Source organism: Pseudomonas frederiksbergensis (assembly GCF_001952935.1).
In the GTDB taxonomy this organism is placed as follows: domain Bacteria; phylum Pseudomonadota; class Gammaproteobacteria; order Pseudomonadales; family Pseudomonadaceae; genus Aquipseudomonas; species Aquipseudomonas frederiksbergensis.
Genome location: NZ_CP018319.1, coordinates 3,453,273 through 3,477,894, shown reverse-complemented (window position 1 = coordinate 3,477,894; position 24,622 = coordinate 3,453,273). Strand labels below are relative to the sequence as shown.

17 protein-coding genes, 1 tRNA gene and 3 pseudogenes are annotated in these 24,622 nt (G+C 54.0%); 11 read left to right on the top strand and 10 right to left on the bottom strand.

The window, feature by feature from the left end; genetic code table 11:
* Positions 1-228: 228 nt before the first annotated feature.
* Entirely contained in the window at positions 229-5,310 is a 5,082-nt protein-coding gene (locus tag PFAS1_RS29745) for a hypothetical protein (protein ID WP_198044916.1), read from the bottom strand.
* A 435-nt stretch (positions 5,311-5,745) separates the two neighbouring features.
* Here PFAS1_RS29745 and PFAS1_RS16125 point away from each other — a divergent pair, with 435 nt between their 5' ends.
* Positions 5,746-6,057 carry a hypothetical protein gene (locus tag PFAS1_RS16125; protein WP_076029782.1) on the top strand — a complete coding sequence of 104 codons (312 nt, stop codon included), beginning with the start codon at positions 5,746-5,748 and terminating at the stop codon, positions 6,055-6,057.
* Between the two features lie 258 nt (positions 6,058-6,315).
* Here the strand turns inward: PFAS1_RS16125 and PFAS1_RS16120 are convergent, their stop codons facing one another.
* Entirely contained in the window at positions 6,316-8,469 is a 2,154-nt protein-coding gene (locus PFAS1_RS16120) for a hypothetical protein (protein WP_076029781.1), read from the bottom strand.
* On the bottom strand, positions 8,466-9,656 hold the full coding sequence (locus tag PFAS1_RS16115) for a hypothetical protein (protein WP_076029780.1): 1,191 nt from the start codon (positions 9,654-9,656) through the stop codon (positions 8,466-8,468). Before PFAS1_RS16115 ends, PFAS1_RS16120 begins: the two co-directional genes overlap by 4 nt.
* A 447-nt stretch (positions 9,657-10,103) precedes the next feature.
* On the opposite strand from PFAS1_RS16115, the gene PFAS1_RS16110 reads away from it, so the two are divergent.
* Positions 10,104-10,742, top strand: a complete 639-nt coding sequence (locus PFAS1_RS16110) for a glycoside hydrolase family 75 protein (protein ID WP_076029779.1) — start codon at positions 10,104-10,106, stop codon at positions 10,740-10,742.
* A gap of 67 nt (positions 10,743-10,809) precedes the next feature.
* Here PFAS1_RS16110 and PFAS1_RS29525 read toward each other — a convergent pair whose 3' ends face one another.
* Positions 10,810-11,448, bottom strand: a complete 639-nt coding sequence (locus PFAS1_RS29525) for a hypothetical protein (protein WP_156886723.1) — start codon at positions 11,446-11,448, stop codon at positions 10,810-10,812.
* A 263-nt stretch (positions 11,449-11,711) separates the two neighbouring features.
* On the opposite strand from PFAS1_RS29525, the gene PFAS1_RS16105 reads away from it, so the two are divergent.
* The 4 genes from PFAS1_RS16105 to PFAS1_RS16090 all read left to right on the top strand — a co-directional run bounded on the left by PFAS1_RS16105 (position 11,712) and on the right by PFAS1_RS16090 (position 13,890).
* Entirely contained in the window at positions 11,712-11,954 is a 243-nt protein-coding gene (locus PFAS1_RS16105) for a hypothetical protein (protein WP_076029778.1), read from the top strand.
* Between the two features lie 99 nt (positions 11,955-12,053).
* A complete protein-coding gene (locus tag PFAS1_RS16100) occupies positions 12,054-12,251 on the top strand; it encodes a hypothetical protein (RefSeq protein WP_076029777.1) in 198 nt (65 codons plus the stop codon).
* A 252-nt stretch (positions 12,252-12,503) separates the two neighbouring features.
* On the top strand, positions 12,504-12,926 hold the full coding sequence (locus PFAS1_RS16095) for a hypothetical protein (RefSeq protein ID WP_076029776.1): 423 nt from the start codon (positions 12,504-12,506) through the stop codon (positions 12,924-12,926).
* A gap of 331 nt (positions 12,927-13,257) precedes the next feature.
* Positions 13,258-13,890 carry a hypothetical protein gene (locus PFAS1_RS16090; protein ID WP_083671741.1) on the top strand — a complete coding sequence of 211 codons (633 nt, stop codon included), beginning with the start codon at positions 13,258-13,260 and terminating at the stop codon, positions 13,888-13,890.
* A 756-nt stretch (positions 13,891-14,646) separates the two neighbouring features.
* On the opposite strand, the gene PFAS1_RS16080 is transcribed toward PFAS1_RS16090, so the two are convergent.
* From PFAS1_RS16080 to PFAS1_RS16070, 3 genes are all read right to left on the bottom strand, one after another.
* Positions 14,647-14,880 (bottom strand): hypothetical protein, encoded by a 234-nt coding sequence (locus tag PFAS1_RS16080; protein ID WP_076029774.1) that lies wholly within the window; start codon positions 14,878-14,880, stop codon positions 14,647-14,649.
* A 4-nt stretch (positions 14,881-14,884) separates the two neighbouring features.
* Entirely contained in the window at positions 14,885-15,376 is a 492-nt protein-coding gene (locus tag PFAS1_RS16075; protein WP_076029773.1) for a hypothetical protein, read from the bottom strand.
* Positions 15,377-15,456: 80 nt separating this feature from the next.
* Positions 15,457-16,674 carry an MFS transporter gene (locus tag PFAS1_RS16070; RefSeq protein ID WP_076029772.1) on the bottom strand — a complete coding sequence of 406 codons (1,218 nt, stop codon included), beginning with the start codon at positions 16,672-16,674 and terminating at the stop codon, positions 15,457-15,459.
* Between the two features lie 331 nt (positions 16,675-17,005).
* Between PFAS1_RS16070 and PFAS1_RS16065 the strand changes: the two genes are divergently transcribed.
* The 3 genes and pseudogenes from PFAS1_RS16065 to PFAS1_RS30545 form a co-directional block, all read left to right on the top strand.
* Positions 17,006-19,063 carry a methyl-accepting chemotaxis protein gene (locus PFAS1_RS16065; protein WP_076029771.1) on the top strand — a complete coding sequence of 686 codons (2,058 nt, stop codon included), beginning with the start codon at positions 17,006-17,008 and terminating at the stop codon, positions 19,061-19,063.
* Between the two features lie 116 nt (positions 19,064-19,179).
* Positions 19,180-19,256: transfer RNA gene (locus PFAS1_RS16060), tRNA-Met, on the top strand.
* 143 nt (positions 19,257-19,399) lie between these two features.
* A pseudogene (locus PFAS1_RS30545) lies at positions 19,400-20,080 on the top strand (bestrophin-like domain); the annotation flags it as partial.
* Between the two features lie 134 nt (positions 20,081-20,214).
* Here PFAS1_RS30545 and PFAS1_RS30410 read toward each other — a convergent pair.
* Positions 20,215-20,334 (bottom strand): annotated as a pseudogene (locus tag PFAS1_RS30410) (DUF2817 domain-containing protein); the annotation flags it as partial.
* 120 nt (positions 20,335-20,454) lie between these two features.
* Here PFAS1_RS30410 and ggt point away from each other — a divergent pair.
* Both ggt and PFAS1_RS16035 read left to right on the top strand, forming a co-directional pair.
* Positions 20,455-22,287, top strand: coding sequence for a gamma-glutamyltransferase (gene ggt / locus PFAS1_RS16040; protein ID WP_076029767.1), 1,833 nt, complete (start codon positions 20,455-20,457; stop codon positions 22,285-22,287).
* Between the two features lie 181 nt (positions 22,288-22,468).
* Positions 22,469-22,621: pseudogene (locus PFAS1_RS16035) on the top strand (transcriptional regulator); the annotation flags it as partial.
* A 110-nt stretch (positions 22,622-22,731) separates the two neighbouring features.
* Here the strand turns inward: PFAS1_RS16035 and ddlA are convergent.
* Both ddlA and PFAS1_RS16025 read right to left on the bottom strand, forming a co-directional pair.
* Positions 22,732-23,826, bottom strand: coding sequence for a D-alanine--D-alanine ligase (gene ddlA / locus PFAS1_RS16030; protein WP_076029766.1), 1,095 nt, complete (start codon positions 23,824-23,826; stop codon positions 22,732-22,734).
* A 10-nt stretch (positions 23,827-23,836) separates the two neighbouring features.
* Positions 23,837-24,478 (bottom strand): LysE family translocator, encoded by a 642-nt coding sequence (locus PFAS1_RS16025; RefSeq protein ID WP_076029765.1) that lies wholly within the window; start codon positions 24,476-24,478, stop codon positions 23,837-23,839.
* Between the last annotated feature and the right edge of the window lie 144 nt (positions 24,479-24,622).

Sequence of the window (24,622 nt, the reverse complement as noted above, 5' to 3'; positions counted from 1 at the left end):
CTCCGTTCATCGGGCAAGCCCGATGAGCCGGTGCGGCGGCCCTTGACCCGGCGTTCCACTTTATCCACGCAGAAACACAAAGAATTGGTGTATGTGAGTAATAGCATGGACTTGACCAGCCATTTATATCGGATTTGACCAACAAGTTTCAGGACAATGACTGACAGAGAACGGCCAGAAGCAGCCATTCACCATGTTGGAGCAGAGCTAGCTTAAGGAATACTTGGCTTAAGGGGACAAACGAGTCTCCCGGAATGCCTCTCCGAGCTGAAGAGCTGCACTTCGCCGATCGCCCATGTCGACCAGAATGTCGAGAATCCTCAGAAACTTCTGAGCCAGAGCCTGCTTCATTGGCGCATCACGATGCGCGAAGTGCTGCACTAGCTCCGCGATACGCGTGGGGATCAGCGTTCCACGCCATCCCGGAAAGCCACCCGGCCCGACCCCGATAATAGCGAGCACTTGATCTGCAAAAGCATCGGCTGGGTAGTGGGCCCTCGCACGCTCACAGAGCGTCAAGAAGGGGTCCATAACTGAAGCAGCCCAGCCTGCAACACGAATGAAACGATCAATCAGAGGCAATACAACGCTTACTTCGGACCAGTCCCCATTGACATAGCGAGCAGCCAAGCCAGCATGCTCGACTGATATAAACATCAGCGCCCGAACAAGCCGGGGTTTATCGAAGCCTGACAGTTCCCCGCTTCGATAAGCATCGCGAGTGAAGGTAGGGTCTTGAAGGACGCGCCCAAGACAGAGATCAAGGGTAGCAACTGCGTCAGCAGGCACAACTGGCGAGTCGTACACGAACAAACAAATGTATCGGTCCACGAAGGGGGATAGAAGAGCCCAGCATTTGTCGGCCTCCAATTTCAAAATCGGGTCGAGAAATCGGTTCTGGAAGTCACTAAGGGGTAGAAGTCCGGCTACTCTACCAAGTGTCGCCCCTAAGCCGTATGTCCATTCAAAAATACGAGTTTCCGAATGATCTCGGTGTCCAGTCTTTACCCAAGGAGGAGAGTTTTTTTGATTGGTCCAATCGAGTACCCCCTCCAGAAAAGCTAGGAGAGCACCTTTCGCGGGACTACTCAGGATCCTATCGAACGGGATGAGTTCGAGAATTTCAGCAGCATGTTTTGAATGCCAGTAGACATCGGGCTCACCCCACTCTTCGGCCGCACCAGAGACGTCCCCGTCGTGTTCTATGTATCTATTAGGCCTACGCCGAGACGGCCCGGATTTGACCTTAACCCAGGCTGGAGGGGGTAAATAAAGGGGTGCCCATCCGCTTCCGCTCATATAGAGCGAAAACGCCTCGTCAACCGCCGCTTGCGCCATACTCGGCAACTGGAGCGGTTCTCCGTGATGATGGCCACCTGGGCGCGGTGGAACATGGCAAAGGGAAAATGCCAAGAAAAGCGCTGACCAGGTCAGCTTAGGATCCTTACTCCAAAGCTGGCAGGCTTCTGCCGCTGCAGCTAGCGACACGATTTCAAGTGGGTGCGCAACTAGAGCGAGTAGGTCGCGCACACTTCCAACCGCCGCAGTGCCTTCGCGGAGATCCGCTGCCAAGCCTCGCGCCGCGTAGATTGCTTGGTGCCACGGGATAACAGCACTGGGTGTCCACATCAGATGGGTTTTTTCTGGTAGACGCATCGCGCGGCTTAGGACATCACGAGCCCAATCGAGGTCTAGTGCTACAAGCCCTTCTCGGTAGTTGAGCACCATAGCTGCAACAGCAGCGACCGCACCTCGACAGGTTGCCAGCTCGATATCTTCGGGAGTGCCGTTTGAAAGCTCATACAAGTTGCTGCAGTCCGCCTCTCTGCCTAGAGCTATAGCATCTGTGATCGTGAACGTGCCGTGTACCGCTCCGCTTTCAAAGGACTTTGACGCCCATGTAGACAGAGCAGATAGAGTCAGGAATCTCGTAGCATTCTCTGCCTTGGTAGTGTTTTCAGGCTTCGCTGCTGAAGGGCTGACATGGACCATTGCAACGCGATTCGGATCCTCTTCAACGCGGTAGGCCTGATAGTTCTTCGGATCCACTAAATAGGAATACTCAAGAGCCTGAGCTGCTAGGTCCTCCTGCACTTCCGGGTTGCTACGCTGCTCTTCATATTGGAAGGGCAGGTTGTCCTGAAAACCAAGTATCTTGTTGCGGACCGTATCGCTGATTGGCCCTGCCGCAAAAAACGCCTTGCGCACCATCCAGCTGAGCTGAGACTTACGAACCGGCCGAGCATCTGCGGCTTGGACCGCCTCAAAATGAGGCTTGTCACTGGGCTTCGTAAAACCGATGAACCTCGCAGCGGATGAGAGATCCCCTGCCATTCGATGATGATCTGCGGCTAGTAAACGTTGTGAAGTAAATAGCGGGATTGTCGACTCAGCCATCTGTTCGGTGTGAAGCGTGAGCATCGCCGCAGTGCCCAAGATTGCAATGCACTCATTCCCTTCAACGATTTTCTGGATCAGCTCTTCAACTGGCCGACCGCGTGAAAGCTCGGCAAAGCACCACTCCTCAAGTGCCATGAATCCACAGCCAACTGCTTTCGGTGCCCACGTTGATCGACACCACAAGTACTCGCGATCAGAACCCCAGAAATATTGAGTCCCCCAGGGAAACGTCAATTCGAGCGGTATAGGAGTTCCTACCCGCTCGTACGATTGAACGTGCAACTGTCGCCAAGAAACCATGGCGTGATTGCAGAGCTCTCGGAAAAGCCGAAGCCCTTCGTCAGATGAAAACTGAAACAGCGAGTGAAAAGGTTCTCGAAGTGGCGATGAGGGCCAGAAGCTTTGGTGATCGTCATAGATTGATAGCCTTTCCCAGTCGTGGCGACTGAAATCCCCAACGGATCTAAAAAATGGCGAACACGATAGAGCCATTTGCTCCGGACGCGTGCGCTCCGCTTCTGGCTTGGCCTGAATCTCATTTCGCCAAGTAGCTGAGTTATGAAGCTCCAACTCTTCTCGAGCGACTTGATCATTTGGGAGTTCCTTCCGGAGGAACGCCAGTGACAGCTCGACAACTGATGCGGGAAGTGACTGTGCTAGGACCGGAGCAAAGGCAGTAATATCGCTAAAAACATCGTCATCAATGCGCTCTGAGCTGGCCATCCGCCGTATATAGTTATCTGCTAGGTTCGGCTCGGCTCTGGAGGCTCTCAATATGAGTCGCACCAGAGACTTTTTGAAACTGCCTAAGTGAGGGACTTCTCGCCAGTATCTAGAGTTCCCGTTCGGGGCGTCCGCTGTGCTAAGCGCGTCTATATCAGAAAGCCACCTAGCGCACAGCTGCAATAGTGCTCGGGATGTCGGATTTGTGTGATCAGCTAGAGCATTCTGCCAAACCTCGAAAATAGATACGATTTCCGGGTAAAGCCTCTGGGGAATGCCTGATACCTGCCGAAGGATAAAATCGATGAGACGTCGCCACGCAGCGAAGTCAGATGGCCACCCAAGAAGGTCAGCGGCCCTCTGCAGTTGTTCTTGGGGAAACGCACCAGAGAGAATAGTTGGATTCGGCGAAGTCTTCTCAGCTTGAAACCAAACGAGAGCTTTCCTAAAGAGTCGGAAGTCGTCGGCAAATACGGCATGCGCGAACTGCTGGTTATCGGCATCGAACCCTGCAGTCCCAATAGGGCCAACCAGCCATGCTCGTTGCCATTGAGATCTGAAATCTGTGTTTTCAGTGAGCGCAAGGTAATCAGACCAAGCCTCACCCTGGCTGTATTCCCATTGGGAAGCAAGTTCGACAACACGTGCAATCGCAGGCGGCTCACCGCACGCCTTGATCTCTTCCATCCAGAGCTCTCCACGATCAGCTAGAACATGGAAGAACGCCCATTCAAAGAAGATATCGTGAGCAAAGCGCACGGATATTCCTTCCCGAGCATGCTGGAGGATTCCATCCGATATCAGGTCGTTGATGTGCGCAAGCGAATTGAGCTGGCCAAGCCCAATCGGTTGGCTAAGCTGACGAGCACGAATGCGAGCTAAGTCGAGTAGCGCGCGCTGACGTTCGAATGCACTTTGGCCAGTTTCGTTGTAACCGCCAAACCGCCACCAATTCGCAATCAGATCAACTTCAGACTGAGGGGTGAATGCTGGGTGGGCAGGGGCGGCCATGTAGCTCTTATGCAGAACTTTCGCAAAGAAGGGGCGCCGGACGACCTCTTTAACTTGGGCAGAGCCAAATAGAAGTGGCCTTAAGTGTGGTTTGGCCTCTGCAAGGGCCTCGGCCTCCTCCTCACTCAGTTGCTCAACAGCGAGAGTCTCGACTTTCAAGACAGCTAGAAAATCTCCTAACCAGTTTCGAAGTACTTCTATACCAGTATCTCGAAGCGAGACCACTACACGCCAGTCGCTGAGCTGAGTCGACTCTACGATGACACGGATCACGTCAAGAATTACGGGCTGCTGTTCCTTCTCAACTCGATCAATTGCATCAATGAAGAGTATGGGAGATCCAGCCCTCCCAACCTCAACCAGCAGCTGCTCCAAAGGAGCACCCGAAAGGCCTTGTGAAGCGGCGTAACTAATCCAACTGTTACCCTCAAGCTGTTCGGCTTTAAGGAAGAGCGCCGGCCCATGCTCAATTGCTCGTTTGACCGCATGCTTCACTACTACTGACTTGCCACTGCCAGGTAAACCACGTACTTGTACCAATCGAGCCGCTGCAAGTTTGGAATCCAAACCCTCAAGAAGTCTTGGTCTATTGACGTGCGTTCCGCCAATATCATCTGGAATCAGATTTGCGTAGCTCTTAGCGAGTTCTACTAGTTTTTTGAGATCCCCTCCAAGCCCCATCGCCTGGAGCTTCTCATCTATAGCATCCAGAAGATCCCGCTGATCTGCTGCGGTGGCCTGTACTAGCGCTGCAGTTCCCGGATCACGGACTGCCCCCTTGATGCTCGCATTGAGCACAGCCACAGCAAGCGAGATCACCGACTCAGCATGCTGGCGATCCTCGTACGAATGCTGGATGTAGCTTTCTATGAGGCGCTCATACGTATCTTGATGATCTGTCGATCCAACAAGATTCGCCTGAGCAACTTCTTTGAGCAGACCCTTAACTTCAGTTTGTGAAAGCCACTCTTGTACGTATGGCTTTTTGAACCAGTCAGGCTTGATTACAGCACCGCCCATCTTCGCCAAAGCATCCCTCCACCAAAGCTGCTCCGGATCGGCGGCACCAAGTCTTGCGAGCGCCTCGTCGAATATTTCCTGAGAGATGCTGGCTGAAAACGTGTCTGGAGCTTTTCCGGCAGAACGCTCGGAGTAAAGCTGCTTGCCTTTCGGCAATAGGGCTCCCGCGATAGAGCCAAGGATCCGAATTACTGTTGCTGAAATGCCCATATGGTGAAGTTATCAGTCAGGTGAAAAGGCGATCTGAAGGTGACCAGTTAAGTTAGCCGTAAGTCAACCCCCCTACGAGGGGTTGAACATCCTACTATGCAGATGGATGGCAAGCTCGCGGGTAAGCTATGTAGGATCTGAGCTATTCTGCAAACAGCTCAGCCATTATTGCTAGCTGAATGTCTGCAATTGGCCGTAATCTGACCTGATCTCAACCCCTCCCGGTCACCTCCTTCCTGTTGCCAACGTCCGCGTCGGGACGAAAGACCATCCCAGACAGGTTTTGGCAACGGCTCAGCAACACACTGTGTTGTTGCACCGCCAGCTGACAGCGGCTGTATGCTGATATCGTCATTTGAACCGGTTGTTTGGGAGGTAGTGATGAAAATTATCGGTAAGGTCGAAATCGAATCCGTCATGGATGTCGTGTGCGACGTCTGCCAGCTCTCCACTCGGGTGACAGATGGCGGGCTTCAATTCGCCACGCTCCAAGCGCACTGGGGGGACGGCACAAAACATCATGGCGAGCGCTACGAGCTGCACCTATGTGAAGGCTGCTTCTTTCAGGCAGTTGCCAATCTCAAGCAGGAACGGCGTACCCAGGCTCTCTTCAGCGATGATGGTCGTGCTGATAGGGCTATTGTCGGCGATGATTTCGGTCTGATCCCTAACGACTCCTTTATGAGCGAATGAAGTTGATCAGCCAACTGACTTCAACCGCCGTTCAGATTTCGAAGGACCTCGCGACCGGCAACTATCGGCCAGAAACGGACACTCGATTAGGTGGAAAAAAATGCGCTGTAAATCTCCAATAAACCCTGTTTGTTGGTAGCCAATTGACCGTCCGCCTCCATAGTTCGATTAAAATACTTTCAAAAAAATCGATGTCTTGGCTTAATTTATTACAGAGGTAGCAACACTACAACAACGTGTTGCTACCGAAACTAATATTCAACCCTTAGAGACCTTATTTAGTAGAAAATCTAGATCTGCTGACCCTGATCCGGCAGCAAACCTTTTGCATAGTTTTTTAGTGTCTTCCGCCGTCAGGCGCATCGTTCCGATCCACATTGCCATCAAGAATTCCAATGCTGCTTCACCCTGTTCAATCGCATGATTTTCTACTATAGAAATAATCACACCTAACATTTTATTACTGAAATCATCGCTAACTGAGTAATCAAGCTCAGTAGGACTTGCTGAACGAAGCAACGCAGCTTGGATCACACCGTCGTTGTACCGATCAAAACAAGCTGGACTGATAACCGTTGCATGATAAAAGTTATCGAGACCGTCTTTTCCGACTCTACATCTCAAGTCGTGTATCAATGCCTGGATAGTCCAGTAGACATCAGCCTGAGTTGCTCGATCTGTATCCAGTTCTAACTCATGCCAAAATGCAAATGTTGGGCGAAGCGTTAGAGATTTTCCGCTAGTAGCAGGAAGGAATAATTTGTCATTCGTAACACCATAGGAGCTTAATCTTTGTGCCAAAATTTCGGGTAGCGACTCAGAGTCTCCAAGTGGATCGTCGCCTCCAACCACCATCAAATTATCATGCTCAATATCCCAAGAGTTCTTGCTATTTTCTGTCACCCGAGGCATGGGGACTTTCTGCAGCACAACTAGTTCATGCCCACCCTGCTCTAAGTCTTTTCTGACTTGCTCGAGCGATACGGAGCTAGAGATTTTGGAAAAGCCTACAAAATATAAGATTGACGCGCTAGGCTGCATTTTTCTGAGGCGTCTTGACATATCCAGCAACTTCCCGCCAGACGTTATCGCACCTGCGACTACAACCACTGAGCCGACGTTTACTAATTGGTTATGTTGAAGTTCGGATACAGAACACCACTTAATATTTTCGGCAGCGGCGCCAACTTGAGACCTTATCGCATCAGAAAATGCCTTTGAACCTGAATCATCTAATGACACAACAAGCTCAACATCAATTGCAAAGTTCTTCCTAACCTTTCGCTCAAAAATCTTACGAAACTCAGGAGATGGCTCGCTTAAAACACGTTCAATATCGATGTAGTAAAGTTCTCTAAAGTCAGATGAGGGACTAGACGACTGAGACCAGCAAAGAATGTTTTTTGTCGCAAACTCTTTGAAAAAACTTGCGCGATCCTTATTGAAGTCTGCCCTTTTAATCATTAACTGCTCATGGGTAGGAGTTTCCGGCAGAAACTGATCACCAACTATTCTAATTAAGCGAGAACCTCTTTTGCAAAGCGGGCAATCGTTAGCGCGATATGAGTCTTCGTGACCAGTTAATGCGCCCGCAATATTGAAGACCCCATTTATTCCTGGCGGAAGGTGACTATAAAAGATATTTCTCACGGAGTCAGTTACAAACCCGTTATTTTTAACAAGCTTCTGCGCCAATCCTCCGCTAGTGGTAGCGGAAATTAGAACAAGACTTTCAGTGTCCGCTATAAAATCATAATCCCTATTAAAAGCGGCATAAGATTCAAAGCTGTCGATCAACGGAAGTGTTGCTCCAAACTTCCCCGACATACTCAACGCTTGGCTCACCAAGTAAGATATTGAAGAAGTATCAACGTAAATTCTTTTTAGTCCTGCAGCAAAGAACGGCAGCAAGCCAATAGCCAAAAATGATACTTCAACACTTGAAATCAATAGATTGGACGCGCGTATAAATGCATTGCAGTGGTCTCCTGACGGTTTTAGAAAGTGATAATTCGACTGTGATGCAATTACTCCGCACCGACGTTGAAAAATATCAATAACACCAGATTGGATTATCTCTTTCTCAAGGTTGGCTGATATTAATTGCGAGTCCTCATTGAAAAATATTTTCCCGTCAGGAGAAAAAAATATACATATGAGTTTTTCTTTTATATCACCTACGAAGGATTCTATTTCTTCCCGTAGTGTAATATCTGCACTCAAGTCAGAAAGTGATTGCTGCTGATCTTTTGATGCCAATACATAAACGTTTGCGGGTACCAGATTTTTTTCGACATCCGCCTTCACCACTTTGGCAATAGAATCACTTGAAACCTCTCCAGAGAAAAACAAAAGAAGACTTTTCCGGGAGCCACTCGATTTTTCAAACCGAAAAGAAAAGCATCCGTTCATTCACTCATCTCCAAGGGGATTAGAAAGGTAACTGCCACACCTGATACCGGAGCCATCTCAGTCCTCGCGCCCCTTTCTTGTGTTTCCCAGTCTTCAAACTCACAAAGGTCGTCGCTTTGAAATGGATTATTAACAAAATCCCTAAATAGCGATAGTCGTCCGCTACGGACCCTCATGAATGCTTTAAGCTTAGTAAGACGCTCCATTACTACTGGCAAGCCATGGCCCTTTGAGCTTTTCCCTGAAGAGGTTTGTCGAAATGTGAAACATTTTTTGAATATTTCGTACTCTGCATCCAAGCGTGATAGCCCTGATTCAGACTCTATTTGCGGCTGATCGGCGCGCCATCTGCCTTCATATCCCAGCCCTGAATCCACAATGCTTATCTCAATGAACTTCCTTCGCTCTAATGGAAGTTCATCAATAGAGGAAAAATAATTGCTCATTGCTCCACTTGCAGCTGCCCTCGCATCCACGCTTGATGCGGTGAGATTGACGCCGTTCGTGTAGATTATTCGCATGCCAGGTTTAAGCCATACATCCTTTTTTACACTTCGACTTCCATGCTCATGAGTGTTCAGGAATAATTCGTAGAACGCCCTGCCTAAGTACCCGCTTTCCTCATCATTGAGGGGCTCTGCACCACCCACAAGGTTAGTTGACTTACCGACCATCGCTGACATTACTGATCGAAATTGGAGCTGATCCCTAACCGTTGGTTTTTTGTCATAACTATGAAGATAAAAGTTTCGATCAAACCCCTTGGTGCTATGGTCCACTAACGCAAACCAGCACAATCCTCCGCGTTGCTGCCCGAACTTTGAGTTTCCTTGCTGCTCTATAGCGTCGCGAGCTCCAAGATTAACTGACGGTCGAAGATCGTCCAGACTACCCTCGATGTATATATTTTTAGCAAGCATCGAAAGGCAAAATTTATGCGGTCTACTCAACAGTTCGCTAACTCTCTCCGGAATTTCTGCTTCTGTAGCTTTTATGTAGACATTCCGACTGCTGCTGCGACGAGCCCAAGTATTAATCGCTTGAATGGCCGCCGCATAACTGCCAAAAGCAATATTTTTTGTGCCTTCCGGTATCAAAATATCATCCACGGAATCAGCGCTTGCGAGTTTAGCCAAAAAAAACTCACAACTTTCTATAGATAAGTTTGTCGGAAATTCGAAATTCATTTACCCCTCCATCAGTTTAAATGCCTAACTCCTGGATCTTTCAAATTCACTCCGCCCGCAACCACGTAACTGATGGTCGAGTTTATAGCACGCTTACCTCCTAAACGTGACAAACGGTCCTGCGTGCGCCCGTTCTCCATTGCGACCTCCTCAAGTTTTTCTCAGTAATATCGCTCGTAGCGTACGTAGTCTAGCTTAGGGTCGACCGGGCAGCGGCCTGATACTCCGGGAGACGGGCCTCCCGTAGGCCTGCGAGTCGGCTGACTTTCACTTGGAGAAGATGCCAGTGGAGGTTGAGGCACCTGTATCGTTTCAGGTGCTGCTGGATCGTGCCCAAAGGCTTAGCTTTTTGGGCCTGAGTAAATACCCCGCAACGCGCTCACCCTTTGTCCGTTCTGATCTCAGCTATGCTGGGGATTCCAGAGACCCCATCAGGAGGATGCGGATATGCGGTTGATCGCGACGATTGCACCACGGAAAAACGAGCCTGAGTGCGAGATTTGGGAAGACGAAGATCTGCGGGTTTTTTTCACCGCTGATGCGGACATCGATGCAGATGGTGCAAATGGCCAATACGGTGCTCAAGCGGCTTATATGGTTGGTGACAAAGGGAGTGACTATCTTGAAAACGGTGGCATGTATGAGGAAGACGGCAAGGTCTACTGTTATGCGCCAGGAAAAGACAATATCGCCATCGTTGGTGATGACGGCCACCCACGTATCTACGACGGCGGCATTGTGGGATGTAAAACTTCGTACAAAGACCCAACAAAATCGGTATCTGATCTCACCGCATATATCGATGCAGCCACGATTCCTTATATCGTTGTCCCTGTGCAGGTCATCAAATTAACTGAGGGCATCGTTCTCGGTTGTCTTGCTCGTGCGACCTACAACGGGCAATCAGTTGACTGCGTTGTCGCGGACGTGAGTTCAAGTAAGAAAGTCGGTGAATTAAGCATCGCCGCAGCTGAAGCGCTAGGCATAAAGTCAAGCCCGAGGAATGGCGGCACTAACGACCCTAATGTCTTGTATGAGTTGTGGCCGGGTGTCCCTGCGCCGGGTTTTGTTCTGATCCCATCTTAAATGAGAAAACAGAAACTTTAGCCCGCGAGAAAGGTCTGACCGTAAGGTGACGGTCAGACCATTTAACTCAGTTTGCTGAAATGCAAATGCCAATATCGCTCTCTAATCTTCCCACAGCAGCAGAAAGCCTGGCGCCATCCGGTGGAGGTGCAACCCCCGCCTTTATACTTGTCGGCTTACTTGTCATAGCTCTTGTAAGGCTGGCTTGTAGACTTGCGAAATCAGGTTCAGTAGACACAGCTCGTTTACGAAGTCGAGAAAATAGGGTGTCATCAATTCGTGAAATTCCGTTATTTAGCAAGCGGATTGAGTAACTCTCTCCGTCATCCTCCCAGCCCTCTGGCGCGTCAACTAACTTGAGGTTAGGGGATTTAATATTTTCTGCGAGAGCTCGGAGGCACTTTGTTGCCTGGCTGGCTTTCGTGAAGGCATCGTTCTGGCGTTCGGTGCCGTAAAAGGATGAGTACATGGTTGCCACTCCCGCAGTGGCCGCACCTCCTAATGCCCATGGTGTTGACTGGGCCACAGCACCCGCTACAGCAATAGCGCCGCCACCGAAATTTGTTGTTGCTACTTGCCACTCGTAGGCTTCGAGCCTTTTCCACGCCTTGGTATACCCAGAAATTCGGATATCGGCCTGAGTAATGAAATTAGGAATTGATGTTGCTGGAAAAGTTCCTTTGGAGCTATCCAGTTGAGGACGCATGTTAGAGCAACTTGCAGTTAGCACGATTATGCTGACAGGCAAAACTAGCCTTGTAACTATATTCATTTCCCTATCCCCACCCAAAAATAATATTTTTGCCACGTTTTCTTATAGTTCCGCATTGTTCGCGAACTATCAAGCGAAAGCAAGATTTCCCTTTGTAGATCGTGGGAGCACGCATGTACTCCGTGCACAAGTTGGGGTAAATACCAGTGATTCGCCTTATCAAGTAAATCGGACCCCCTGAATCATAGGAAAATGCCATGGACGTTGGAAACCTAAAGGCCGAGATTGAAAGCCTGCGTTTGGACCTGGAATACCTCAGCGGCATTGCACAGGCACAAACCCTAGTCATCCGCGAGTTACTAAGAGCCTCCCCTGAGAGTAGGGAACGTATGGCCAAGTACCAGGCTTTTGCTGAGGGAACAAACCACGGTGGGACATTTTCGGCAGAACAGCTGAAAGCGATGGATATAACCTTGAAATCTGTCGTCTCTCAAAAGTGAAAGCAAGAGTTAACGGCGACCGCCGCGCTCTCGCACAGCACCGTACAAATGCCGATACCTGCTTTGCGGTATCAGTGGAAACGCCTAGGAAAATCCGGTATGAACCGCTATTTGAGTTTCATCGCCTTGGTGGCAATAGCATTGGTAGCCATCTACGGTGCGTCCATCGTTACGTTTTTCTACGCGCCGCTTTCCAAACGTTGGTTCGACTGGATGTCGATTGGGGGCTTATGGTTTGTAGCCGCTGCTGCCAGTCGCGCTGTTTATGTTGAGTGGTCGGAAAGAAGCCATTCGTAAGGGAAAAGATCATGGGTACATGGATTGAAATTCGCTGTGAAAACCGGTCGGAACCTTCAGCGGAGGGACGCAAGGGGATCGCTGTTACTCACATGGCCCGATTTATGATGAGCTACGCGGAAAGACTGCCGAGGCAGTAGCCGCCCCCCCCCGGTTACACAAAATTCTGCACACCCTCAACTGGCGCTAGGCTTTATCACTGCTATGCTCAACTTGCTTCACCCATGGAAAACTTCTTTCAAGGACAAGAAAATGACTCACAAAATCCGCACCACCAACACCCACATAGTTGTTGAGCTTTCATCTAAAGCAGGCCACAAGTATGAGGTTGGGTATCCAATAAAGGATGGATACACCGAAGAGAAAATTCTCGAAAACATTAAATCGCACGAACTACAAGACAGTCCATTTTTAAGCTTGCAATGGATTCCTGGGGCTCCGCAGACTAGCCCTTCAGCAGAAGTTCAAAAAATAGGGATTGCGGCAGGTTATGTTAGCCATGACAGAGGACCAATTTACGAATACCGCATTAACTTCCAGAACAGCAAAGGATGGGAATTCCAATTCAAAGACGAAACTGGCGATATTTATCCATGCAGTACAACTTTTAACTCATGGCACTACATTGACTACAACTCCGACAAGGCAACAATAATTGGCGTCAGAAACTCATAAAAAATTATGGCCATATACCGCCTCCTCAAAACGCCCATTATTTCGGGCGTTTTTTGCTGCCCCCTTTCACCTTAGAGGCAATCCACCCTCCTACTTATCTAATCAAGACAAACGTCGCTAGAACAAGACTCACTTTTAATTAGTGAGGAACTGCAATTTCGCATCTGGAGCTACAGCGACTGGAAGGGTGCCGCTCTGATCTCAATTTTAATAGGCATTTATGGCGTTCATATATGGACACGGAGGGCTTCGTTGTCCACATAAAAGCCATGTCCATAAGCCCGTATTAGGACGCCCATTTTCGCGTCCGCGAAAACAAAGGAATGACGACATGGACATCGCAACCAAAATGCAGCGTTATATGGCCTCCCCCGCCTTGCTCACTGCAATGGCCTTATCGATGTCCGCTAACATTGCTGTTGCAGAACCGAATCTCTGGGTGTCTGCCGACCGAGTGGCGCGCCATACCTGTCCGTCCGTTAAATGCGGGGTTGCTGGCCAGCTAATGTTCCGCGAAGGAGTCGAGGTTTTGGAGACGAAAGGCGCTTGGGTCCGCGTTACCAAGCCCTACTCGGCCTCTTGCTCGGGTGGCATCAGTGAATACGTGAAAAGCGGTAACTCCGCGTGCGTCGCCAGCAACGGCATTAATAACGGGATGTTCGCAGAGTGGGTGCCTACAAAGTCGCTTACAAAAGACAGGCCTGCAGACCCAGGGGAGGGTGCGATCGGTGACGACGTGCTGGTCAAAAACTCGGACGATTACCGTCTCTACCGCGCCCAGTTCACCAAAGCAGCCCGTGAGCTCATAGACAACGGCACCTGCACCGCCGGTGACTTCGAAGAAATCGGCGGGTGGATGGCATCCCCTGCCAAAGGTCGAGATATGTATTTCATGTACTGCGGCGGCATGACCACAGCGAATCGACTGTACCTCGACGTGCGCTCGGGCAAAGTGAGCCGCTAGCCGGTTCTAAACAGAGCAACCACCTGCAAGCCCAAGTGAATAGGAAAATCGCCCCATGCTCTGGTTCTTCCGAAAAAAATCCCCTACGCAAAAAGCATGTTTAATTATCCGGCGTAAGTGCCGCCGGGCGCAGCCTACCGAACAGGCTGGTGCGGGGATGGTAATTGATGTGCTCCATGGCGCATTGGCCGGAGAGTTCGGCAGCCTGAGTGAATTTTGTAGTCGGCCTCGCGAGGTTCAAAACGAATACATAAAGCGGTTAGGACACATGCAGGACCACAAGCAGGCTAAGTTAGGGACCGACTTGTTCGGCTTGTGGGTAATCTCGGCCCAGGTCGGAGATACCGTAACGCGTGATGCAGTCGAGAGCATCATGAAACAGTTCTCTCGGCAAGCAAACCACGTTAGACCATAGGAAAAGCCGCTGCATCACCAGGCCGCCTAAGGGGGCTTTGGCGGTAGGAGGGGGCGGTTTTCGCTAAGCAAATGGATATAGAAAAGATGGGGGTATAAATGGGGGGATTTTCTAGAGCAACGCGAAATAATCCAGCCATCTTATTTCTTTCAAACCATTGATATTATTGATTTTTTATCAAAAGCAAATGACTCCATTCTGCTTTAACGTGTGATTAACGTCTAACTTTATTTAGAACGAAGCACCCGCCCAAGAAAAAGCCGCGTTTAGACGCGGCTTTTTTGTGCCTGCTTTTTCATTGATTAAACCAGCACAACAAATGCTACGGCGGCTCTGCTATCTCACAACCGGTACTTACTTCGATTGAAGAACATCGAAGACCCCGCCCCCACTACCGCGATTGCAAAGATCCCGACATCAATGCTGCCAATATAGGGCGGCAGCACAAACATCACGCAAAAGCCCACACCGACCAGAGCAATACCAAGCCATTTCCTGAGCACATAGCTCCTTACGCAAGTGTATAGCAGCAGCATCCCCACCCCTGCCAACGCATACTGAATGTAGAGACTCATGGGCCTATGCGCCTTGTGACTTGATGATCATGGAGGACACTGAGCGCTGCGGCCCGATGCCGCCACTGACTTGAGCGTCCAGACTGACAATCACATCGCCAGCGTGATAGGACGGTAACTTGCTCTTTACCAACTCTCGGCCAAAATAACCTGCCGCCGGTCCGACAGCGAGACCAATAACCGGCACTTTAGAGCCCGCCGCCGTAAAGATCCCGGCGGTGATGTTGGCAATACTCATGCGCTGGTCGTTGAGCAGGTCACCCTGCTTGCGGGTCAACGGGCTGGAGATACCTACCATCATCACGCAGGGCAGGTCTTTGGCGAGCATCTTGTCGTACAGATCGACCAGCATACTGCTGACCTCAAAATGCGCCGATTTCGCTTCCCCGAAATGAAGTGTCCTCAGACTGCCTCGGTCACTGGGTGTGACGCTGAAACGGATTACGCTGAAGACAATGCCGTGATTGGCGGTAAATTGATTCCTGTCAAACTCCACTGTTCGCATCCTTAACGAATCCAGAAAGGCGCGAAGTGTCCATCAGGACTGGGGTTTTCGCAAATCCCGATCAGTCCACGTCAGACTTTTTTGCTCCGCGGCAGAAAGATCGCCAACACCCCAAGCAGCGGCAAGAACGAACACAAGAAATACACGTACTCAATGCCGTGAATGTCCGCCAGATGCCCAAGCAACGCCGCACCAATCCCGCCAAAACCGAACATCAATCCGAAGAACACCCCGGCAATCATCCCGACATTGCCCGGCACCAGTTCCTGGGCATACACCACGATCGCCGAGAAAGCCGAGGCCAGGATGAAGCCGATCACGACGCTGAGGATGCTGGTCCAAAACAGGTCGACATGCGGCAGGATCAGGGTGAACGGCGCTACGCCGAGGATCGAGAACCAGATCACCGCCTTGCGCCCGATCTTGTCGCCGATCGGCCCACCGAAGAAGGTCCCCGCCGCTACCGCGCCAAGAAACAGGAACAGGTGCAACTGCGAACTCGCCACCGACAGGTCGAATTTTTCGATCAGGTAGAAGGTGAAGTAACTGGTGAGGCTGGACATGTAGAAATACTTGGAAAACACCAGCAGCCCGAGTACCACCAGCGCACTGATCACACGGTTTTTCGACAAACCATGTGTCGCCGCCTGGCCTTGTTTGAGTTTGAACAGGCTCAAGTGATTGGCGTACCAGCGGCTGATCCGATAAAGCACGAACAGCGCAAACACCGCGAACAGCCCGAACCAGGCGACATGGCCCTGACCGAACGGAATGATGATCGCCGCAGCCAGCAAAGGACCGAAGGCTGAGCCAGCATTGCCGCCGACCTGAAACGTCGACTGCGCCAAACCAAACCGCCCGCCCGAAGCCAGCCGCGCCACGCGAGAAGCTTCCGGGTGAAAGGTCGAGGAGCCGATACCGATCAAACCTGCCGCCAGCAAAATCATCGGAAAGGTGCCGACCACCGACATCATCAAAATGCCGATCAATGTGCAGATCGTCCCGGCCGGTAACAGCCAGGGTTTGGGGTGCCGATCAGTGTAGTAACCGACCCACGGCTGCAACAGCGAAGCCGTCAGCTGGAACGTCAAGGTGATCAGGCCAACCTGGGTGAAGGTCAGGCCGTAGCTGGCCTTGAGCATCGGATAGATCGACGGCAGCACCGACTGGATCAAGTCGTTGATCAAATGCGCCAGCGCCACGGCGCCGATGATGCGCATGACCAAAGGGCTGCTTTGTGAAGTCGCGGATGCCGGCGGCGCGCCGGTCTGGACATTGCTGATAGCCATAAGAGTTTCCATACAACAGATGGGTGCACACGGGCAGGTGCGCCAATGTGCCATTTTTCGGTGCAACCGCGCCATCCCCTTAGCCTGCTAACGACCTCGTTTTCATCGTTGAAAAGGTGATAGCGCAACGCCATGGTCTGAATCTTGCCTTGGTAATCCGCTTCAACGCGGCCCCTTACAAAGGGGACCGAGAATGGGAAGTTTCGCTACAGAGCCGGCCTACAGAGCTGGCGAGGGTGAACTTTCGAGGCCTTTTAGAAGGGCACCGGTCGCGACCGCAACGGTTGCGACGCACGCCAATGGTGCGTGGTGTCCAGAGGAGTCATGGGGCATGCAGGCTTTTTTATCACCGGGGATCGGGTTGCTGGGGCGTTTTGGCTTCGCACGCAAATTTCAGCTGTTATTTCTACTGTTTATCCTGCCGCTGACGGGCAGCCTGTGGATGATCGGGCAGGACTATCGCGACAAACTGAACCTGATCTCCGGCGAACGTGCCGGGGTTCGGCAACTGCTCGCCCTGGACGCTCTGGATAACCTGCTCGCCGCTCAGCGTGACCGCGCAGCTCGCTGGCGCGCCACGGAAACCAATCGTCAGCCGACCCCCGCGACGATCGCGGCGATGGCGGCTTTCGATACGGTTCAGCCCGCCGTCGCCCAAGCCACCATGGACCTCGGCAACGCACTGCAAACCGAAGGCGCCGAGGGCGAAACCCTGGCCCGTTATCAAGCGCTGCAAAGCGCCCTCAACGGCCTGGACTCGAAAAGCCTGAGCAGCGTCGGTTGGTGGCCGGACGGTTACGATCGCTTCACCAATGCCTTGAGCGCGCTGCAAGCCTTGCGCGAGCAGATTGCCATGGACAATCGCCTGACGCTGGCGCCGTGGCTGGAAACCTATCTACTGACGCAGATCTCCACGCAGCACGCACCGGACCTGATTGAACGAGTCGGCCGTCTCGCCAGCGTTGGCCAGGCCTCTGTAGTGTCCGGGCAGTTCACCCTGCAAAGTCGTCTGCAACTGCGGGACTTGCGCAGCCGCATCGGTGACGCCCGGGAGCAACTGGTCAAAACCGCCAGCCTGCTGGAAGCGCGACTGCCTAGCGCGCTGCAAGCCTGGGCCGGGCAATACCATGACAGCCTCAAGCATTTGGACGCCGAGTTGAAAGTCCTCGATGACGGTGTGTTCGGCGGCAGCATCAAGCTCAAGCCGGACGAGTTCGAACGCAGCCTCGACACCCTGCTCGCCGACCTCGCTTCGCTGCGTCAGCAATCGTTGGTGTCGCTGGACCAGCGTCTGGACTATTACCACGGCTCCGCCATCCGCCAGTTCATCCTGGTCGCGAGCATTTTCGGCTGCCTGCTGCTGGCCGCGCTGTACCTGTTCATCTGCTTGCAGGCCTCGATCCGTCGTAGCGCCAGCGGCATTACCCTGCTGGCCGAAGCCTTGCGCGACGGCAATCTGAGCCTGCAAGTACCGGTAGAAGGCCGCGACGAGCTGGCCGCCATCAGCACCGCCCTCAACGTCGCGGTGGTGCAACTGCGCAACAGCCTGCTGGGGGTCGATCATGAAACCTTGCAGCTGAGCAACGCGGTGCGCACCCTTAACCATCACTCCAGCGGCGCCTTGGGGGAAGTCGAAGCCCAGCAGTTGCAGATCAGCCAGATCGCCGCGGCAGCCACGCAATTGGCGGCGACCTCCCAAGGGGTCGCCCAGAGTTGCGAACAGGCCTCCGGCAGCGCTCAGCATACCCAGCGCATCGCCGCCGACAGCAGCCGTGACAGCCTGCGCACGACGGCGAGCATTCAGCAACTCAATCAGCGTTTGAACGACACCGCTGCCGCACTGGGCCGGGTCAGTGAGCAGGGGCAACAGATTCAGTTGGTAGTGGATACCATCCGCGGGGTTGCTGAGCAGACGAACTTGTTGGCACTTAATGCCGCCATCGAGGCCGCTCGCGCCGGTGAGCAAGGTCGTGGCTTTGCGGTGGTGGCCGATGAAGTACGCAGCCTGTCGCAACGCACCCAGTCCTCCACCGCGCAGATTGCCGGGACTGTCGATAGCCTGCGCAACACCGTAAACGAAGCGGTGAGCCTGATGGAAGCCGCTTGCGGCCAGGCTCAGTCCGACGCCCAGGCCGTCACTGGCCTCGGCGAACGCCTGGGGGAAATCGCCAGTGCCGTGCAGAGCGTCACCGATACCCTGGCGCAGATCGCCACAGCGGTCGACGAGCAAGCGACCACCGCCGACGAGGTCAGCGGCAATATCCAGCAAGTCGATCAGGCGGCGGTACGCTTGCTCGAAGGCGCACGGGCGGTGAACCTGGCAGCGGACACCTTGAGCCAAGGCAGCAAGGCCTTGAGTGCCAATACCGGGAGATTTCAGCTCAGTTGACACCCTCCCCTGGCCGGTTTTTTCGGGTCAGGCGGATAAGCGGTTGAAAGCGTAGAGAAATATTTTAGATTTACGCTTGACACATCTCCGTTACGAGCCAATAATGCGCGCCACTTGGCTACATAGCTCAGTTGGTTAGAGCATAGCATTCATAATGCTGGGGTCCGGGGTTCAAGTCCCTGTGTAGCCACCAAGTACTAAAAACGGCTTACCGAAAGGTAGGCCGTTTTTTTATGCCTCGAGAAAAGTGCTCCCTGTCCACAGGGCGGTTAGTCCCCACACTTCGCGGTTCTCTCCTACAGTTAACGCCAAAGCTAAACGCAGAGAGACCACCCTATGTACTGGGGCCTGGACGAGATCATTGTGTTTTTCATCGCGGTCGCCATTTTCTGCGTGGTGCTGGAACTCGCTTTTCGTCTCGGCCGTCATCACCGAACTCACAGCAGTGATTCGGCCCGATCCCACCTCACCGTTTTGCAAACCGCCCTCCTCGTTTTGCTCACGTTGTTGCTGGGTTTCAACTTCGCCATGGCCACTTCACGTTTCGAAGCGCGCAAGACACTGATTCAAGATGAAGTCACGGTCATCGGCTCGGCCTATCTGCGAGCGAAGTTGCTGCCGCCTGACCTGCGCGGGAAGGTGACAGCGCTGCTCAAGGATTATGTCTCGGCGCGGATTGAGTACCTGCGCGCCGGCACGGACGAGAAACTGCTGAAAACGGCCAGCGCATCGTCGCGGACGATCGAGGACCAGTTATGGAATCTGGCCACCGCCGCCGAGGCCCAGGGCGAAGCGACAGCCGCCATGAACCTGATGATCCAGTCGATGACCGACGTCTACAACGCCAATGAAAAGCGTCGCGCCGAGCAGGACAATCATGTCCCGGCAACCGTCATCAATCTGCTGTTCGTCGTGGCCATCGGCGCGTTGGGTTTGATCGCTTACAGCTATGGCCTGGGCCACCGTCGACGGCACGGCTCGACGGCCATTTTCGCGGTGCTGATTGCCATGGTCTTCACCCTCATCCTCGACCTGGATCAGCCCCGCAGCGGCTTCATCCGCGTCGGCGAAGAAAGCCTGCTGCGGTTGCAGGAGAATTTGAACCGCACGAGTTCGGGCAAAGAGAGGCCACGTCCGCGCCAATCCCGCCAGGAACGCATTGCCGACAATGTTGGTAACGCCCGCCCCCAGATCTGCCAGGTCCGCAGCCAGACCATCGCCTGCCAGTCACTGTCGGCGGGATAGAGCTGCTCAATCAGATTCAGTTTGATACGTCCCGCACTCGATCACAAAGTGGCATCGACCGCACCTGCGGCAGCGCGCGTGGTTTGCGTCGCTTCCGTTCGGCCGATAAAGTCCCCTGATCTTTCCCACGGACGGAGTGCCCCCACGTGTTCTCAGCCTTTCACTTGAGCCGCTATCGCCTGTCAGCCTTTTCGCTGATCGCCGCAGCTTTAACCCTCGCAGCCTGTAGCGCCCCGACCACTTCAACGTTGCCTGTCGCGCCCGAAGCCGCGTCAGGTTATCGCGCCGACCTGCAGACCCAATACGCCTCGAAACACATGGCAGCCGCGGCCAATCCGCTGGCGGCCGAGGCTGGGCGGGAGATGTTGCGTCAGGGCGGTTCGGCAATCGATGCCGCGATTGCGATGCAAGCCGTGCTGACCTTGGTCGAGCCACAATCTTCAGGCATTGGCGGTGGTGCCTTTATCGTGCTCTGGGATGGCAAGGCGGTGCGCACTTATGACGGTCGCGAAACCGCTCCGGCCGGCGCCACCGAGAAGCTGTTCCTGCAAGCCGACGGTAAACCGATGCCGTTCACCCAGGCGCAGATTGGCGGTCGTTCAGTCGGGACACCGGGCGTGTTGCGGGCCCTTGAGTTGGCCCATCAGAAACACGGTCGTCTGCCCTGGGCACAGCTGTTCGAACCGGCGATCAAACTCGCGGATCAAGGTTTCGCCATCTCGCCACGCCTACACCAGTTGATCGCTTCGGATTCGTCCATTCGACGCTCGCCGGACATGGCCGCCTACTTCCTGAATGCCGATGGCAGCCCGAAAGCCGCAGGCACCCCACTGAGAAACCCGGCACTGGCCGCGGTGTTCAAACGCATCGCCAAGGAAGGACCGGACGCGTTGTACAAAGGCCCCGTTGCACAGGAAATCGTCGCCAAGGTTCAGGGCCACGCCAACCCGGGCAGCCTGTCGTTGAACGACCTCAACGGCTACAGCGCCAAGGAGCGCGCGCCGCTGTGCACCGACTACAAACGCTGGCAGGTCTGCGGCATGCCGCCACCGTCGTCGGGCGGAATTGCCGTGGCGCAGATCCTCGGCACCTTGCAGGCCCTGGAAACCCGTGACCCGCGTTTTGCCCTGGCGCCGCTCAAACCGGTCAAGACCAACAAACCTGCGGGCATCGAACCGGCGCCTGAAGCCGTGCACCTGATCTCCGAGGCCGAGCGCCTGGCTTACGCCGACCGCGCGCTGTACGTGGCCGACGCAGACTTCGTGCCCGTCCCCGTCAAAGGTCTGGTGGCCCCTGCGTATCTGGCCGACCGCGCGGCCCTGATCGGCGATCGCAGCATGGGCACGGCCAAACCCGGCACCCCGCCGGGCATTCAGGTCGCCTACGCACCGGACCGCTCGCCGCTGCGCATTTCCACCTCGCAAGTGGTGGCGGTGGATGACGAAGGCGGCGCCGTGTCCATGACCACCACGGTGGAATCCGCGTTTGGCTCGCACCTGATGGTTCAGGGTTTCCTGCTGAACAACCAGATGACCGACTTCTCGTTCATCCCCGAAGAGAATGGCCAGAAGGTTGCCAACCGCGTCGAACCCGGCAAACGCCCACGCTCGTCCATGGCACCGACCCTGATTTTCGACCGTCAGAGCGGCGAATTCCTCGCCACCATCGGCTCCCCCGGCGGCTCGCAGATCATCGAATACGTCGCCAAATCCACCATCGGCCTGCTCGACTGGAACCTCGACCCACAAACCGCCATCAGCCTACCCAACTTCGGCAGCCGCAACGGCCCGACCGAACTGGAACAGGGGCAGTTCAGCCCGGCGCTGATTCAAACGCTGAAAGACAAAGGCCACAGCGTGAACGAGATCGACATGACCAGCGGGACCCAGGCGATTGTGCGGGTCAAGGATGCGCAAGGGAAAACGTCGCTGGCGGGCGGGGCCGATCCGCGGCGTGAGGGGGCGGCGTTGGGGGATTGAGTCTTACGTGGGAATGAGCAAGGGCTTACCGGGAGGTAGGCCCTTTTTTACACCTGATACATCCTGATCGGCCACTTCACGCAGCCTTTTCCTACCTACAAATGACTGCTTCTTGGATAGAGTCGGCACTCACAAACAGTAAGACGCAATCGACGCTGATACCGTCGAGATGGAGTAACCCATGAACATCCGCCCCATTCACACCGACGAGGAATATCGTGCAGCCCTCAAGAACGTGTCAGCGTTGTTCGACAACGAACCAGAGCCTGGCACTCCTGAGGGTGATTACTTCGACATTATGATCACGCTGATCGAAGCCTATGAATCGAAGCGGTTGCGTCAGCAGACGAATCAGGCCGACATACCCAAAATGATATGAGACGCCGTGAGCGTCGCCATCGAGCTGGATGACGACTTCGGAGGTCACGGCGCGCCTGATTCAACCTAGCGAGAGATCTTCAGCGCCTGTCGCGCCTGATGCTTCTCCAGCGCGAGGTCGATCAAACGGCTGACCAACTCGCTGTAAGTCATACCAGTGGCCTGCCATAGCTTGGGGTACATGCTGATGCGGGTGAATCCGGGCAACGAGTTGATCTCATTGATCAGCACTTCGCCACTCTCGGTCAGGAATACGTCGACCCGCGCCAGCCCGGAACAGCCCAGCACCTGAAACGCCTCGACGGCCAGGGCACGGATGCGCTCACTGGCTTCGATGCTGATGTTTGCCGGCACCAACACTTCCGCCGCTTGAGCGTCGATGTATTTGCTGTCGTAGGAATAAAACCCGCTACGCACCACGATTTCGCCGCAACCGCTGGCGATGGCGTCTTCGTTGCCGAGCACCGCGCACTCAATCTCGCGGCCACGGACGGCGGACTCGACCAGGACTTTCTCATCGAACCCCAAGGCCAGCTCCACCGCTGCCGCGTACTCGGTTTCATCATTCACCTTGCTGACGCCCACGGAAGATCCCTGGTTCGCCGGTTTGACGAACAGCGGCAAGCCGAGTTTGCCTTGCACCTCGGCGAACCCGGTGCGCGCTGCGGTGGCGCGGGTCAGGGTGACGAACGGCGTGACCGCCAACCCGGCGTCACGCAGCAGGCGCTTGCTGATGTCCTTGTCCATGCAGACGGCCGAACCAAGCACATCGGAGCCGACAAACGGCAGATCGGCCATGCGCAGCAAGCCTTGCAGGCAACCGTCTTCGCCCAGGGTGCCGTGGACGATCGGGAAGATCACATCGACGTGTCCCAGCATTTCCTGACTGGAGGTTTCCACCAACTGCTGACTGGCCTTGCCCGGCACGACGGCCAGTTCGCGGTTGGATTGATTAAGGGCGATCAGCGCCGGGTTTTCCTGGTTGAGCAGGAAGTTCGAAGGGTCATTCAGGTGCCAGTGGCCTTGCTTGTCGATGCCGATCAGCACCGGCTCGAAGCGCGAACGGTCCAGGGCATCGACGATGTTTTTCGCCGATTGCAGCGACACTTCGTGTTCAGCCGAACGGCCGCCAAAAATAATACCTACCCGCAGTTTGCTCATTCAGAACTCCTCAACGATTGGCCACCAGATGCGCGCCGAACAGCAGATAGCAACTGCCGGCGAAGCGATCCAGCCATTTACGCGAACGATCATAAGCACCCGCCACCCGCCGGCTGGCGAACAGCAGCGCCACGCTGCAATACCAACTGAATGACAAGGTCGCCATGGTCAGCACGGCCAGCGCCAGCAACATCGGTGGCGGCGAGGCCGGCATGGCCGTAGCGAAAATTGTCGCAACGAACAGCGCGGCCTTGGGATTGGTCATGTTGCCCACAAAGCCCCGGCCATAAGCCGAGAGCAGCGTGCGACCGGCGACATTCAGCGAGCCGTTATCGCCCGGCACACTCGGTGGTTTGCGTTTGAACTGCTTCAAACCCAGATAGATCAGGTAACAACCGCCGGCAATCTTGAAGCTCAGGTAGAGCGTCGGCGCTGCGCTGAACAGCGACTTGATGCCCAGACCACCCGCCAACCCCCAAAGCACCGTGCCCGTGGCCACGCCGAGTGCGGCGACGACCCCGTGGCGCCGGGAGCAACTGGCAGCCAGTTGCGCGGTGTTGAAGAAGTTCGGCCCCGGCGTCACCACCGCAACCGTCCACAACAGCGCCAATGACAACAACGGGGCAGCGTAGCTCAGGTGGGATATTTCCATGATGTGGAGCGCCTTCGTGGCTTAAAAACATGCAACACCTTGCAACATTAGTCGGGTTATTTCTACCGGCCGGGTGATTCGATCGGCAGCAGACAGGCGGTTGGTCAGTGGGGTAACGTGTTCAGCATTGAGTTCAAGGCAACA

Bases quoted from the DNA above. Each gene is read 5' to 3' on its own strand.
- PFAS1_RS16090 (WP_083671741.1), top strand. From the start codon at position 13,258: ATGGACATCGCAACCAAAATGCAGCGTTATATGGCCTCCCCCGCCTTG.
- PFAS1_RS16125 (WP_076029782.1), top strand. From the start codon at position 5,746: ATGAAAATTATCGGTAAGGTCGAAATCGAATCCGTCATGGATGTCGTG.
- PFAS1_RS16120 (WP_076029781.1), bottom strand. From the start codon at position 8,469: ATGAACGGATGCTTTTCTTTTCGGTTTGAAAAATCGAGTGGCTCCCGG.
- ddlA (WP_076029766.1), bottom strand. From the start codon at position 23,826: ATGAGCAAACTGCGGGTAGGTATTATTTTTGGCGGCCGTTCGGCTGAA.
- PFAS1_RS16070 (WP_076029772.1), bottom strand. From the start codon at position 16,674: ATGGCTATCAGCAATGTCCAGACCGGCGCGCCGCCGGCATCCGCGACT.
- PFAS1_RS16065 (WP_076029771.1), top strand. From the start codon at position 17,006: ATGCAGGCTTTTTTATCACCGGGGATCGGGTTGCTGGGGCGTTTTGGC.
- PFAS1_RS16110 (WP_076029779.1), top strand. From the start codon at position 10,104: ATGCGGTTGATCGCGACGATTGCACCACGGAAAAACGAGCCTGAGTGC.
- PFAS1_RS16105 (WP_076029778.1), top strand. From the start codon at position 11,712: ATGGACGTTGGAAACCTAAAGGCCGAGATTGAAAGCCTGCGTTTGGAC.
- PFAS1_RS16025 (WP_076029765.1), bottom strand. From the start codon at position 24,478: ATGGAAATATCCCACCTGAGCTACGCTGCCCCGTTGTTGTCATTGGCG.
- PFAS1_RS16080 (WP_076029774.1), bottom strand. From the start codon at position 14,880: ATGAGTCTCTACATTCAGTATGCGTTGGCAGGGGTGGGGATGCTGCTG.
- PFAS1_RS16095 (WP_076029776.1), top strand. From the start codon at position 12,504: ATGACTCACAAAATCCGCACCACCAACACCCACATAGTTGTTGAGCTT.
- PFAS1_RS16100 (WP_076029777.1), top strand. From the start codon at position 12,054: ATGAACCGCTATTTGAGTTTCATCGCCTTGGTGGCAATAGCATTGGTA.
- PFAS1_RS29525 (WP_156886723.1), bottom strand. From the start codon at position 11,448: ATGCGTCCTCAACTGGATAGCTCCAAAGGAACTTTTCCAGCAACATCA.
- PFAS1_RS16115 (WP_076029780.1), bottom strand. From the start codon at position 9,656: ATGAATTTCGAATTTCCGACAAACTTATCTATAGAAAGTTGTGAGTTT.